The sequence below is a fragment of the Pseudomonas sp. Pseusp97 genome, from assembly GCF_047304025.1.
GTDB lineage: Bacteria > Pseudomonadota > Gammaproteobacteria > Pseudomonadales > Pseudomonadaceae > Pseudomonas.
This window is the reverse complement of sequence record NZ_JBGLYK010000002.1, coordinates 49,506-63,558: the sequence shown is the minus strand read 5'-3', so window position 1 is coordinate 63,558 and position 14,053 is coordinate 49,506. Positions and strand designations below refer to the sequence as shown.

Below are 14,053 nucleotides of genomic sequence, written 5' to 3'. Positions count from 1 at the left end.
GCTAACCCACTTCCACTTCAGGTCGCGGCTGCGCCAGCTTGCGCAGGCTCAGGGCGCCCAGCACACGGCTGACCAGCTGCCGGCTGGCATCGCGCCAGGTCAGCCAGCTCCAGTCCGCGGTAGCACGGATTGCCGGGAAGCGATCGCTGCCTTCGAACTCCTGCACCAGCTCGGCCAGGGTTTCCGGGCGCTGCAGATCGAAGTAGGCCACGAAGTCGCCGCCCACTTCGCGGAACACCGGAATGTCGCTGGCCATCACCGGCAGACCACGCTGCATGGCTTCCACCAGCGGAAGGCCGAAACCTTCGACGTAGGAGGGGAAGACCAGGGAGCGGGCGTTGGCGTAGGCGTACTCGAGGCCGCGGTCATTGAGCTTGTTGAACATGAACAGACGCTTGTTCAGCTCTTCGTGGCCACGGATGCGCGCCATCAGGCTTTCGCACTTCCAGCCGTAGCGACCGATGATGCATAGCCGCGCGGAAGAGCCGGCCGCCCACAGCCGCTCGAAGGCATCGAGCAGGTAGGCGTGGTTCTTGCGCGGCTCGATGGTGCTGACCATCAGGTAGACCGGCGCGCCGTCCTCGAACATCTGCACCAGCTTGCCGTCCAGCTGCGCGGCGTCGTCCACCAGGTCCAGTTCCGAGCCGAGGTAGAAATGCTCGAACCACAGGCCCTGGGCAACCTCTTCGCCGCGACGGCGCACGATCTCGGCGCGCACCTGGTCGCGGATGGTGGTGGAAATGCAGATGAAGCCGTCCGCCATTTCGACGATCCAGTCGAACCAGCGGTCGAACACCTTCACCAGTCCGGCGTCGCAGAACTGGGGGTGGGTGCAGGGAATCAGGTCATAGATTACCGAGATCAGCCCGACACCCTCAGCCTTGAGTTTTTCAGCCACCGGGAAGAAGTCGGCGTGCCAGGAAGAGTCGAGCAGCAGCAGCTGGTCGCCGGACTGGATTTCCATTGGCTCCAGGCGCTCCGGCACCACGTGGCCACGCGAGGCAAACAGGGCGAAGCGCAGCGGAAGGGTAATCGCCAGACTGGCAATCTTGCACGCCACGTAGAGGGCTCGGCGCGCGTTGTGGTAACGGCTCATCGGCCAACGGCGTTCCAGGCTCGCATGCTTCACCCAGTAGTCATTACGCATCTGCTCCAGGGCGATCTTCATGCGGCTGTGCCAGGGCAACTCCTCGGTTGACAGAGGCGCCAGGTGCAGTACCCGATGCATGCGACCGTTGATGAAGGCCACGGGAACACACTCGACACCGCCTTCGCCCTGGTCCAAGTGACGGATGACATTGCGCACCACGCGCTGAATGCCGGAGTTCACGTGGGGGTGTTCGAAGACGTAGGTGCATTCGACGAGCAGGCGCATCAGGAAGGCTCTCCACTGCGGTGGACCAGGGAATCGCTGGGGAAGTGCTCGATGCTGGCGCGGGCGTCCAGCCAGGAATAGCCGATGAAGTTCTCGCGCGTGCTGTTGACCACATGGAAGATCATCGCGCAGTCCCGCCATTCGTAGTTGCCGTCCAGGTGCGAGTCGAGCCTTGAAAGGCTCAGCGACACCGAATAGTTGCCAGCTCCCAGCCGCATGGGAAATGCGTAGCGGTACACCAGCCGGTCCCCGGCCTTCAGCCCCTTCTGCACCTGCTTGAGGCGGTGCGAGTTGATGCCATACATCGCCTGTCCGAGTCGGTCCTTGAGCATGAAGCCGAGCACCAGCCGATCAACGTCCTGACAGACCCGCACACCCACTTCCAGGACGACGTCGTGGCCGACTTCGACCAGATCGATGTCCTTGCCGGCGGCGTCCAGCAGCCGAACCGACTCGATCTCGGCCTCGCCGGTGCCGGAGATGGTCCGGGCTTTGCCGTTGGCCAGCATCTCCTGGCGCACGAGGTGGTTGAGGCCCTCGCCCATCCGGGCGTGGTAGTAGTCCATGACCATTTCCGGATCACCCTGCATCGCCACCTGGCCGAACTCCAGCAACACCGCGCGATCGCAGATCGACTGGATGGAGAAGCGGTCATGGGAAACGATCAGCAGCGTGGTACCGGCACGGCGGAAGCTGCGGATACGCTCGAAGCTCTTGTGCTGGAAGTACGAGTCACCGACAGACAGGGCCTCGTCGATGATCAGCACATCCGGGCGCCGCGCGGTGGCCACGCTGAACGCCAGGCGCATCTGCATGCCACTGGAGTAGGTGCGCACTGGCTGGTCGATGGCGTCGCCGATTTCGGCGAAGGCCTCGATCTCCGGAAACAGCGAGTCGATCTCGTCGCGCTGCAGGCCGAGCAGTTGCGCAGCCATGTAGACGTTCTGCCGGCCGGTGAATTCCGGGTGGAAGCCCATGCCCAGTTCGAGCAGGGCAGATACCGTCCCACCCACCTCGCAGGTACCACTGGTGGGCTGCGTGGTGCCAGTGATGATCTTGAGCAGGGTGCTCTTGCCGGCGCCATTGGAACCGACGATACCGACCGCCTCGCCCGGCTCGATCTCCAGGGAAATGTTCTGCAGCACCCAGTGCTTGTGATGCCGCGGCTTGCCACCGGGCGCGATCCACTCGACCAGACGCGACCAGCGTTTGGGGTACTGACGATAGGCCTTGCCCAGTTGCTGAATATGGATATGGCCCATCAGAGTTCGTCCACCATTTCTCCCGCGCGAGCGCGGTACAACGCCATGGCCAGCACACAAAGCAGAACGCCGGACACCGTTACCGGCAGCAATTGCGTGAGCTGCGGCCATTGACCGTAGAGAAACAGATTCTGGTAGGCCTGCATCAGGCCGGTCAGCGGATTGAGCTGAACCAGCCGGCCGATCGACTCCGGCAGGATGGTCAGCGGATAGACGATGGGGGTGAGCCAGAACCAGAACTGCAGAAGTATCCCGAACAATTGCCCGACATCGCGGAAGAACACGTTGAGCACGCCAACCAGCATGCCCAGGCCAACGGCGAACATCAGCTGCAGCGCCAGCAGTAGCGGGAACGACAACAGCGCAATACCGGGCAGGCGACCGGTGATCAGCAGGAAACCGACGAACAACGCGAAGATGATGGCGAAATTCAGCGACGCACTGCAAACGCTCACCACCGGCAGGCACAGGCGCGGGAAGCTCAGTTTCTTCAGCAGGTTGGCGTGCTCGAGGAACATGTTCAGGCAGCGGCTGACCACTTCGGAGAAGAGCCCCCAGGTCAACAGGCCCGCGCACAGGAACACGCTATAGGCCATCTTGTCGTCCACGCCCGGCAGGCGTGCGCGCATCACTTCGGAGAAGATCACGGTGTACACCAGGATCATCGCCAGCGGATTGAGGATGGTCCAGGCCGCTCCGAGCAACGAGCCGCGATAACGCGACTCGAATTCCCGCCGCACACTGCCCACGATGAATCCGCGGTACTGCCAGGTGCCTTTCAGACTGCTCAGCGACATCAGACGATCCTGCCGTAGATATCCTCGAAGCGGACGATATCGTCCTCACCCAGGTATTCGCCGCTTTGCACCTCGATCATCACCAGGTCGATCACGCCCGGGTTCTCCAGGCGATGGCGGTGGCCGGCGGGGATGTAGGTGGACTCGTTGCTGTTCACCAGCCGCACGGATTCGCCGTTGGTGACCTTGGCCATGCCCTGCACCACGACCCAGTGCTCGCTGCGATGATGGTGCATCTGCAGCGACAGCGCGGCGCCGGCCTTGACCACGATGCGCTTGATCTTGAAGCGCGGTCCTTCCTCGAGCACGGTGTAGGTGCCCCAGGGACGGCTGACGGTGCGGTGCAGGCGGTAGGCCTCGTTCTCGGTGTCCTTCAGCTGCTTGACCACCTTGCGAACGTCCTGCGCGCGCTCGGCGTTGGCGACCAGAATCGCGTCCGCCGTCTCCACCACGATCAGCCCCTCCACCCCGACGGTGGCGATCAGGCGATCCTCGCTCTGCACGTAATTGTTCTTGCTGTCGACGAAGATGGCATTGCCCGTCGCCCGGTTGTTATCGGCATCGGCCTCCACCAGCGCGCTCATCGCGGTCCAGGAACCGATATCGCTCCAGTCGAACGCAGCAGGGATCACCGCAACACGGTCGGAGCGCTCCATCAGGGCGTAGTCGATGGAGATGTCCTCCAGCGCGCAGAAATGCTCCGAAGGCAGCTCCTGCTGCACCAGGTTGCCGAACTCGGCCGGCTGGCTGGCCATCTGGCAACCGACGGCCAGTTCGAGCATCTCCGGCGCGTACTTCTCCAGCTCGCTGATGAAGGTGCCGACGGTGAAGCAGAACATGCCTGAGTTCCACAGGAAGGTGCCGGCCTGCAGGAAGCCCTTGGCGGTATCCAGGTCGGGCTTCTCGACGAAGCGCTTTACGCGGCTGCCGCCCTTGCTGTCCAGCGCATCGCCCATCTCGATGTAGCCAAAGCCGGTTTCCGGCGCGTTGGGCACCACACCGAAAGTCACCAGTTGCCCTGCTTCGGCCAGCTCCACGGCATGCTCGACGCAGCGGCCGAAGGTCTCGACATCGCGAATCAGGTGATCCGCGGGCATGACCACCATGGTGACGTCATCGCCATGCAGGGCCCGCAGCGCCAGCGCGGCAACCGCGATGGCCGGCGCCGTGTTGCGGCCGGCGGGTTCGAGGATGAAATGGCCGCGCTGGCGCAGCTTGGCCGACTGGAAGTGATCCTTGCTCTGGAAGTAGTAGTCACGGTTGGTCACCGTGACGATGTGTCCTTCCGCCCCCAGCAGGCTGGCCGCGCGCCGGTAGGTTTTGCTCAGCAGCGACTGCCCGTCGGGCATCGCCATGAACGGCTTGGGCTGCCCTTCACGGGAAACCGGCCACAGCCGCGTGCCGGCTCCACCGGAAAGGATGACAGGGACGAGCATGAATCACTCCTTGCCAACGCGGCGCAGGTCGGCGTCGACCATCATGTGGATGAGGTTCTCCAGGCTGGTCTTGGGACTCCAGCCCAACACTCGCTCGGCCTTTCCAGGGTTGCCCAGCAGCACATCCACTTCCGCCGGGCGGAAGAAGGCCGGGTCGATCACCACATGATCCTGGTACTTCAGGCCTACATAGTCGAAGGCGATGCGGCACATCTCGCGGACAGTGGTCGTCACACCGGTGGCGACAACGTAATCATCCGGCTGCTCCTGCTGCAGCATCAGCCACATGGCTTCGACATAGTCGCCGGCAAAGCCCCAGTCACGCTTGGCGTCGATGTTGCCCAGGCGCAGTTCGCTCTGCTTGCCCAGCTTGATGCGGGCCACCGCATCGGTGACCTTGCGCGTCACGAACTCGATGCCGCGCAGCGGTGATTCATGGTTGAAGAGGATCCCGCTGGAGGCGTGGAGCTTGAAGCTCTCGCGGTAGTTCACGGTGATCCAGTGGCCATAGAGCTTGGCCACGCCGTAGGGGCTGCGTGGGTAGAAGGGCGTGTTCTCGTCCTGCCGCTCGGCCTGGATCAGGCCGAACATCTCGCTGGTGGATGCCTGGTAGAAGCGCGTTTCCGGGCTGAACTGGCGGATCGCTTCGAGCAGGTGAGTCACGCCCAGGCCGTCGACGATGCCGGTGGTGACCGGCTGGTCCCAGGAACTGCCGACAAAGCTCTGGGCGCCGAGGTTGTAGAGTTCGTCCGGCTTGGCCTTGATTACGGCACGCTGCACCGAGGAGGCGTCCGCCAGATCGCCGTCGAGGTAGATCACCTCGGATTCGATTCCCAATTCACGCAAGCGCCAACGCGTATCGCTGCTGCGACGAGCCACCAGGCCGTGGACTTTGTAGCCCTTTTCCAGCAGCAGTTTCGCAAGGTAGGCGCCATCCTGGCCGGTCAGACCGGTGATCAGAGCACTTTTTGTCATTCTTCTGGCATCCGTGATGGCTCGCAGATGAGAGCGCTGCGAGCTCGTTGTAATTATGTCGGAGACTCGATCGGCTTCCACCCGAGCGATGCTTCCGCGTACCGCACATTACCTGGGACCCCGCTCCCCCCTGGCAGGCCTGGCGGGGTCCTGGACCGGCGACCGGAATCGCCAGCAGTGGTCGCAAAACCAGCGCGACCGGTTTCACTCCTGCAAGGCGCGGACATCCCAGTCAGCCAGGACATCCCGCAGGATCTGCTCCATCCCGTGAGCCGGCTTCCAGCCAGTCTCACTCTGCAGCTTGGCGTTGCTGCCACGAACACGCCTTTGCTCGGCCTTGCGCAGCTTCTGCGGATCCTGGCGGATCTCCAGTTCAACTCCGGCCAGCGCGGCCATCTGGCCGATCAGGTCGCGCAGGCGATACTCCTGGCCCGAACAGACGTTGTATACCTCCCCCGAGCGCCCTTTTTCGAGCAATGCGAAGTAGGCCGAAAGAACATCACGCACATCGAGGAAGTCGCGGGTGACATCGATATCCCCTACCTCGATACACGCGTCCTGCAATCCATGACGAATGCGCGCGAGCTGTCTTGCGACCGCCGGTATCACGAAATCGGCCTTCTGGCCCACTCCCACGTGGTTGAACGGGCGTGCCACCATCATGCGCCAAGGCTCGGCGAAGCTCCACTGCTGGCAGAGCAGCTCCGCCGAGAGCTTGCTCACGCCGTAGGGGTTCCTCGGCCGCGGCAACTGCAGCTCGGTAATCGGCAGTTGCTCCTCGCTCACCTGTCCGTAGACATCCCCGGAGCTGACGTACAGGAACGCTCCGGTAAAGCCGCAGCGCTTGAGCGACTCAAGCAGGTTCAGCGTGCCGATGAGGTTCACCTGCAAGGTTCCGGCAGGATCACGGAACGCCTGCGGGACGAACGTCTGGCCCGCCAAGTGAATCACTGCAGCCGGCGCCTCGCCGCGCAGGTACTCGTCGAATGCCCCGGGCTCGCACAGATCCAGGCGCGGCAGCTCCATCAACTGCCATTGCGGCCCCAGCGACGCCCGGAGTTGAGTGCCCACAAAACCGGAAAGCCCTGTAACCAGTAATCGTTTGTTCAAAGGCCAGTCTCTCTGATTGTTCTATGGAAAAAAAACCGAAAGCGGCTGACCGGTTGGTCACGCAGATCCGCAGAAACCTCTCGCCTGCTGTGACTCGGATTCAGCCGCAAGGTTTTCACCAGGCGCACACGACATGCTCATTCGGAGGCACGCACGTTTGTCGTGTCCGTCCGGATCAGCGCCTGAGGCTGGGTGTCCGGATGGGGTGCATCCACGACAGGCTTGCCGACGGCGAACCGCTCCAGCCGTTCCCGCGCCATACGCCCCCCTTTGCGCCGCAGCGGCTCTTCGACAAACCGGTAATTCAGTTCGCTGGCGATGAGCGCCGTGGCCAGCGCCGTCACCACCAGCTCGGGGGTAAAGGACTTGTCGAACTCGACGCCTTGCGCAGCAGCGTAGCGGTACCAAATCTCGCGGCTCAGGTGATAGGCGCAGATATGGATGACATACAGCCCGTAAGAGCGCGAGCCTAGCCAGAGCAGCGGGCGCGAAAGAAGCGCCGGGCAATACAGATACCCCTGCTGGTAGCTGGCGATCCATACCAGCAACAACGCAACGATAGCAACCAGCCCGACGGCGATGGGCATTGCGATGAGTTGTCCGGGAATCGCCCCCAGTAGGTAGAACAGCACAAGCGCGAACGCCAAGCGCAGCCATGCACTCTTGCCGAGGAAGGTGGGCTCGAACTGTCGAAGCAATGGCGTGCGCGCTGCCAGGCACAGCAGCACACCCCACATCATCGCGTCGAGTCGGAAGGAATTGAGCATCGCACTGGTCGGCGTCCCGAACATATTGCGATCAAGGCCAAACTGCAGGGCGATAAGGGCCAGTAGAAGCCCGACACGCCAGCGGAAAGCCGTTACACAAAGCAGGAAGAACGGCAGTACGAAGTAGAACTGCTCCTCCAGCGCCAGACTCCAGTAGACCGCGTTGGGCCCCAGCAGGCCGTTATACTGGTTTGCCAGGTTGCCGCTGAAGGTTGCGACGGCAGCAAAGCTGCGCAGGTTTTCGAACCATGAGCCAAATGCACCGCTGCGGTTGAACAACACCGACAGTGCCAGAGGAACAAGGACCCACAACCAGGCGGTCGGTAACAGCCGGTAAATACGCCGCAGCCAGAAGCTCTGGGCGGCGATGGCATAGCTGCCCTGCTGCCGGTGCTGGTCGAAATAGTCCAGATAGCTTCGGCAGACAATGTAGCCCGAGATGCAGAAGAACAGGTCAACCCCCGACCAGGGCATGTAAACGTTGAAGAAATTGAGGAAGAAGACCTCGTAGTAAGGCAGAAGCATCGGCACATGACAGAGCAATGTCATGCCTATGGCAACGGCGCGCAGGTACTCGATCTCCGGGTTTTTTCCCTTGTTCATGCGCACTCCTCGCCTTTCTTCGATTCCTGCATGGGAAGCCATTTTTCAGTCAGTACTGGGCACCCCTTGACGATCACGGCCCCACTCCCTGCTCCACTGCCAGACCACGCGAAGTGCCCGGCATCTCACCCGATACCCTTCGCGCCATCAGGGCTCCTCGGCGACGCAGTGGCGTCTCCAGCAAACGGAAGTTCAGCTCGCTCAGCACGACGATCAACGCTGTCGCGCATAGCACGAAGGGATAGAAGAAGCGCTCGTCCACGGGCAACTGCGGATACAGCCGCATCCAGAATTCGCGAACGACGAAGAACGCCGGAACGTGGATCAGGTAGATGGCATAGGAACGCGTGCCGATCCAGATAATCGCCCGGCGCCAGGGGCCGGACGGAATGAACAGCTCCGCGTCATAGGACGCCATCCAGACAAGCACGATGGAACAGATAGACACCAGGCTGAACTTGTAGATGCCCACATCGAGGGTGTCCGACCAGAACGCCCCCATGAGCAAGCTCAGTGCGACCAGCGCCAGGCTGCCGCCACGCGTGGGAAGAAGCGTGCGCAAGCGCGCGTAGGCAGTCGTCCGGCTCCATATGGCCAGCAATACCCCCAGCATCAGGGCATCGCTGCGGAACATCACCATCATCAGTCCGCGGGAAGCGAACAACTGATACACCACCAGAACGACCAGCACATGGACCAGCCAACGGCGCGCCAGCAATGCGAGAAGCGGCAGCACCATGTAAAACTGCTCCTCCAGCGACAGACTCCAGTAAACGAAGCTTGTGCCATATTCGCTGCGCATGAACGTCTCGGCAAAACGCCAATTGGCGAACTGCAGAACGCCGGCGTAAGTCGCATCAACGTTGGCGCCCCAGGTACCGAACACGCCCGAGCGATTGAAGGACAGGACTGCCAGCAGCACAACGGCCAGCCAGAACCAGGCCGAAGGCAACAGGCGCCAGGCGCGACGGACCCAGAAGGCGAGTATGCAACGCCAGGCCGAGCCGGCCTCTGTGGCGGCCTTCAGGCGCGGCAACAGATCGCGGGCGATGACGAATCCGGAAATGGCGAGGAACAGGTCCACGCCAAAGCCGCCGGAAAAATACGAGGTCAATACATCGAAGCGCGGGGAAGCCCAGGAAATCAGATTGCCATGGGCATGGTGCAGCACCACGAAGAGCACCGCGAAGGCGCGCAGAATCTCGATGTCGGCAATCCGACCCTTGCTCATTGGCTGCACCGACTGTTCATTACCACTGGCAATCCCGCCTATACCGGCTTGCGCGCAATGATCGCCTGGCTCTTGGGCATCGCCTTGTCCAGGGCCTTCTTGATCCGCGGCCCCTCTTCGGTCGCCAGCATCATGTTCCAGGTGCGCGTCCAGCTATCGAGCAGCGGATGCCACGGCGGCGACAGATCCTGCTTGCAGGCCCAGAAGAAGAACCACCACACCGACCAGTAGAAGCCGTAATGGGCCTGACGCTCGATGACCAGCCCCGCATCGCGGATCAGTTGTTCGAAGGCTTCGCGCTCGAACACTCGAATATGGTTGGGATGTTCGAAATAGGCAGGAGGAGCCAGTTCCTTCTGTACGCTTTCGCCCAGCGGATCGGGCACGGTGATCAGGTAGAGCGCGCCGGGCTTGCCGACGCGCACCAGTTCGCTCATGAACTGGGCCGGGTCTTCGACGTGCTCCAGCACCTCCATAGCAACGACCTTGTCCACCCGCGCATCGGGCAGCGGAATCGGATTCGCGTCGGTGACCAGCGGCAACATCGCACGGGCATTGGAGCCCTGCAGTGCGCGCTCGACGCCGGCCACCTTGTCGGCATCGATGTCGGCGAAGATCACCTCGGCACCACGCTGGGCGCAGAACTGCACGAAGGGACCGTCGCCACAGCCGATATCCAGCACCGAGTCCTGCGCACTGATCGGAAAGCCCTCGAACAGCTCATCGGTTTCCTGGTGGAACCAGCCGCTGAGGTAGGTATCGGTGAGCGTCGACAGGTCCTCCGTCGGCTCGGCAGGCGGGCGCGCGGCCTCCTGCGGTTCGGTAACGGGCACCGGCTTGCGCCCCAGGCTCTTGATGAACTCCAGCATGTCAGCTCCCGCTATGACTTCGTATGTGCCGCGGCGCCTTCAGGCGGCGCTTGTGGCCAGAAACGCCTCGAGGCGACCACGACCGGCCTCCAGCGAACAGTGCGCACGCATTCGTTCTATTGCTGCATCCGACATGCGCTTATAGCGCTCTGGCTGCGCCGTGTAGCATTGGAAGGCGGCACGATAGGCTTCGACCAGCGAGGCCCAGTCGATCTGGTGACGCAGCGTGCGGTAAGCCAGCCGAGGATCGTGCGGCCAGGCGGTCGCATCCAGCCAGGTGGCCACTTCAAAGGCGACGCTCTCGTCGATGTAATCAGCCATCGCCGAATGGCACGGCGCGACAGCCGGCTTGCCGCAGCTGAGGAACTCCATCAGCGGCAGGCATTGGCCCTCTCCGTGAGAGGCATTGACGATAAAAGCGGTATGACGGATCAACTCGTCGAATTCGGAACGATCCAGGTAGCCGTGCAACAGGACGACACGGCACTTGAAGGCCGGCATGCGCGCCATGCACATCAGCATGTCGTTCATCGCCGACTCGTACTCGTGGTGGCCCAACTTGAACAGCAGCGTCGCTTCAGGAGTGTCGCGGAAGGCGCTGCAGAATGCGGTGAGCATGTCGACCCAGTTCTTGCGGCCATCGTAAGGGTTGAACACGGCCGTGAAGACCACGCCGGACAGGGTCAGTCGATGCTCGCCGAATGGCAGCGACGGCATCGCCGCTTCGTCCACATCCACCTCAGGAAGACCACCGGGCTCTACCGGGTTGGGCGGCTCCATCCGCGGGGACGCGGGCTCTGCGGCGACCGATACAACCGGTACCGGCATGCGCCAGGCCAGGCGATACCACTCCACCAGGTAGCGCAGGGTGATACGCGCCAGCGACTGGCGCCCAGCTGCCCGTGGCTCCGCAGGTTCGGCCTGTGCCGCCACCATCGGTAGCTCCCGGGCGCGCGCGCTGGCCACGGCGCGAGTCACTGCATCGGCGTTGGGGATGTAGGGCGCGAGCGACAGGTCGTGGGTGTCCATGACCACGCCCGAGCGTACCGTCAGGGTCACCGGCTCGCCGGGCAAGCCCACAGCCTGCTCGCGCAGGCGCGCGAACTTGTCCCACACCGGCGCCGGAACGGAGACCACCGGAAACGCCGCGCCCAGCTCGGCGTGAGTTGCCTCGACAGTGAGCCCGGAATGGGTGATGGCACGTCCACAGCGCTGCAAGACCGCCGCCCAGTTCTGCCGGTCGTCCTCAAGCCATGGCTGGTTGGGAATGGAGTCGAACTCCCACGCGAACACCGGAATGGTCGGGCACTGCAGGTCCAGCGGCGTCTTGTGCGGGGGCGTGAAGCTGAGGAAGACACACTGCTCGCCGTTATCGAAGGCCTGCCGATAGAGGGCGTCGACCTCCCCGACCTGCTCCACCACGGTGACTTCTCCCAGGCCGCGTAGCAGCGGGAGAAACTCCTTGAGCACGAAGTAGTAGCTATAGTCCGGCAGCCCCAGGCTCGACTCGATGCGTGCGCTATTGACCTCGGAATAAACCAGGAACCTCATTCCGCCATTCCTCCCGCGACACGGGCAGGCGCTCGTACCGACCGATCGGTATCCAGGACATCGCCAATGAAGGCTTCCAGCGTACCCGCGACCGTCTTCAGGGAGCTGAATGCCTCCATGCGCGTGCAGGCCGCGCGGGACATCTGCGCATAAACCTGCGGCTCACGGATCGCCACTGCATGGCTGCGGCGGAACGCCTCCATCAGCGACTGCCAGTTCAGCCGGTGCCGGTGCGTCACCAGCATGCCGGTGGGATCATGGGGCCAGCAGGTCGGCTCCAGGGCGCCCTCGACAATGAACGCCATGCGTTCATCCAAGTAATCGGCCATCGCCGTATGCCGCGGCGCCAGTGCCGGTTTCCCCGCACTCAGGAACTCCATCAGCGGCAAGCACAGACCTTCGCACGACGATGCATTCACGTAGTAATCGGTGGCCGCGACCATCGCCTGGTACTGGTCGTCCTCGAGGAAGCCGTGCAATACGACCACCCGGCAGGAGAAGGGAGCCAGGCGGGATAGCAGCGTCATCAGCACGATCCGATAATGCTCCAGATCGTGGTGGGTCATCTTCACCAGCAATACGGCATCAGGCGTATTGCGGAACGCCCAGCAGAAGGCAGTGATCAGATCGATCCAGTTCTTCCGACCGTCAGCGGGATTGAGGACAGTTGTGTAAACCACCCCATCCAGCACCACATCACGAACGGAGGGTGCAGCCGCAACGGGGGCACTGGCCGCGGGGACGTCAGGAGCGCCGAAGACCTCCCGGCGCCAGCCGTCGAACAACAACCGGCCAATCTCCAGCCGCTGCCGCCAGCGCGAAGGCGGTTTCGCAGCCGCCACCAGCTCCGGCTGAGGCGCTGGTGACTCGGCACGACGAACCAGACCATCGGCACTGAGCCCCAGCACCGGACTGTCAATGACAACGCCAGAAAACGGGATGCTCCGCGCGCCCTGTGCCGGACGGACGGGTGCGACCTTGCCTGCGCCGAAACGCTCCCAGATCGGAGCGGGCGCGGCCAGTACAGGCAGGTCACGATGCTGCTGGGCGACCAGGGCAGCTGCCTCCCGACTCGTCGCGATGGCGCCCTGTACGCGCTCGAAGACATAGCGCCAGTCGTTGCGGGAATCGCCGTCCCAGGCAGCGTCGGGCAGGCTGTCAAACTCCCAGGCGAACAGCGGAATCGTCGGGCAGCGCAGGCCCAGGGGCGTCTGTTGCGGCGGGCTGACGCTGATGAACACCACCGGCCGGCCGGCCGCATGGTGCTGATCATAGAGAGCGTCGACCTCGGCGATGCTGCGCACTTCCACGACCGTTCCGATCGCTTCGAAGGCCGGCAAGAACTCCTTCAACAGGAAGTAGTAGCTGTACTCCGGCATGCCCAGCGAGCTGTGGATGGTGTCCTGGCTGATCTTCGAGCCAATGAGAATAAGCAGATCCATCATGCGGACGCAGGCCCCGTTCCCGCGCTATTTTTTGTTATTTAACGACCGGCTGGACCGAGTCGTTTTCAGAAGTAATGTATGCATAGCACCAGTTCTTTCAGGCGCTGGCAAGCATCCGGATACATTGTCGCGAGCGGAAGCGACAACAGAACATATCGTTGCGAAAGCCGAGAAACTGACCAGGAAAACTCGCCCCGTTCATGACCAAACGGTCATCGCCCAAGCCGAACTCATACCGCTGAACGCGGCACTGGTATCCCAATGCCAGTTCCTCTGCCTTGGATTTCGCCCGCCCCAGCTTGGCCACTGTTTCCTACCAGCGGAAGGCGCCCTGTCCCCTTCTATCTGCCGCTATTACAGCCCCGCCTGGCACCACAGTACTAGCTTGCGGTCCCGCATTCCGATAGCCTAGCTGGCCGAGCGTTCAGATCGGCCGAGTTCATGCATAACCTGAACCTCCCGCTGTCGCTGCTGAGCTATTCCCTATTCGTTCTGGCAGCAGAAAGGAACTTTCGATTTCCAGCCAGGAACTGTGCGCTCGACAGTCAGGCAACCTGGACAGCTGGCGCCGGGCCGTAAGGTTTCTCCCTGCAAGCCATGTGCTGCGGGCATACTCGGTGTTTGCTCTGGCA

11 protein-coding genes are annotated in these 14,053 nt (G+C 62.7%); all 11 read right to left on the bottom strand.

What is annotated here, in order from left to right; genetic code table 11:
• Position 1: 1 nt before the first annotated feature.
• Complete coding sequence (locus ACCC94_RS00895) at positions 2 to 1,378, bottom strand: glycosyltransferase family 4 protein (RefSeq protein ID WP_413347661.1); 1,377 nt, start codon at positions 1,376 to 1,378, stop codon at positions 2 to 4.
• The gene (locus tag ACCC94_RS00890) at positions 1,375 to 2,637 is read right to left on the bottom strand and encodes an ABC transporter ATP-binding protein (RefSeq protein ID WP_413347620.1); all 1,263 of its coding nucleotides are present in this window, start codon (positions 2,635 to 2,637) and stop codon (positions 1,375 to 1,377) included. Before ACCC94_RS00890 ends, ACCC94_RS00895 begins: the two co-directional genes overlap by 4 nt.
• A complete protein-coding gene (locus ACCC94_RS00885) occupies positions 2,637 to 3,434 on the bottom strand; it encodes an ABC transporter permease (RefSeq protein WP_413347619.1) in 798 nt (265 codons plus the stop codon). Before ACCC94_RS00885 ends, ACCC94_RS00890 begins: the two co-directional genes overlap by 1 nt.
• A complete protein-coding gene (locus ACCC94_RS00880; RefSeq protein ID WP_413347618.1) occupies positions 3,434 to 4,870 on the bottom strand; it encodes a mannose-1-phosphate guanylyltransferase/mannose-6-phosphate isomerase in 1,437 nt (478 codons plus the stop codon). Before ACCC94_RS00880 ends, ACCC94_RS00885 begins: the two co-directional genes overlap by 1 nt.
• 3 nt (positions 4,871 to 4,873) lie before the next feature.
• A complete protein-coding gene (gene gmd, locus ACCC94_RS00875; RefSeq protein ID WP_413347617.1) occupies positions 4,874 to 5,845 on the bottom strand; it encodes a GDP-mannose 4,6-dehydratase in 972 nt (323 codons plus the stop codon).
• A gap of 204 nt (positions 5,846 to 6,049) precedes the next feature.
• Entirely contained in the window at positions 6,050 to 6,955 is a 906-nt protein-coding gene (locus ACCC94_RS00870) for a GDP-mannose 4,6-dehydratase (RefSeq protein ID WP_413347616.1), read from the bottom strand.
• 137 nt (positions 6,956 to 7,092) lie between these two features.
• Positions 7,093 to 8,325 carry an acyltransferase family protein gene (locus ACCC94_RS00865; protein WP_413347615.1) on the bottom strand — a complete coding sequence of 411 codons (1,233 nt, stop codon included), beginning with the start codon at positions 8,323 to 8,325 and terminating at the stop codon, positions 7,093 to 7,095.
• Between the two features lie 73 nt (positions 8,326 to 8,398).
• Complete coding sequence (locus ACCC94_RS00860; protein ID WP_413347614.1) at positions 8,399 to 9,556, bottom strand: acyltransferase family protein; 1,158 nt, start codon at positions 9,554 to 9,556, stop codon at positions 8,399 to 8,401.
• Between the two features lie 38 nt (positions 9,557 to 9,594).
• A complete protein-coding gene (locus ACCC94_RS00855; protein WP_413347613.1) occupies positions 9,595 to 10,425 on the bottom strand; it encodes a class I SAM-dependent methyltransferase in 831 nt (276 codons plus the stop codon).
• Between the two features lie 39 nt (positions 10,426 to 10,464).
• The gene (locus ACCC94_RS00850; protein ID WP_413347612.1) at positions 10,465 to 11,976 is read right to left on the bottom strand and encodes a glycosyltransferase family 1 protein; all 1,512 of its coding nucleotides are present in this window, start codon (positions 11,974 to 11,976) and stop codon (positions 10,465 to 10,467) included.
• Positions 11,973 to 13,421 carry a glycosyltransferase gene (locus ACCC94_RS00845; RefSeq protein ID WP_413347611.1) on the bottom strand — a complete coding sequence of 483 codons (1,449 nt, stop codon included), beginning with the start codon at positions 13,419 to 13,421 and terminating at the stop codon, positions 11,973 to 11,975. Before ACCC94_RS00845 ends, ACCC94_RS00850 begins: the two co-directional genes overlap by 4 nt.
• Positions 13,422 to 14,053: the final 632 nt, after the last annotated feature.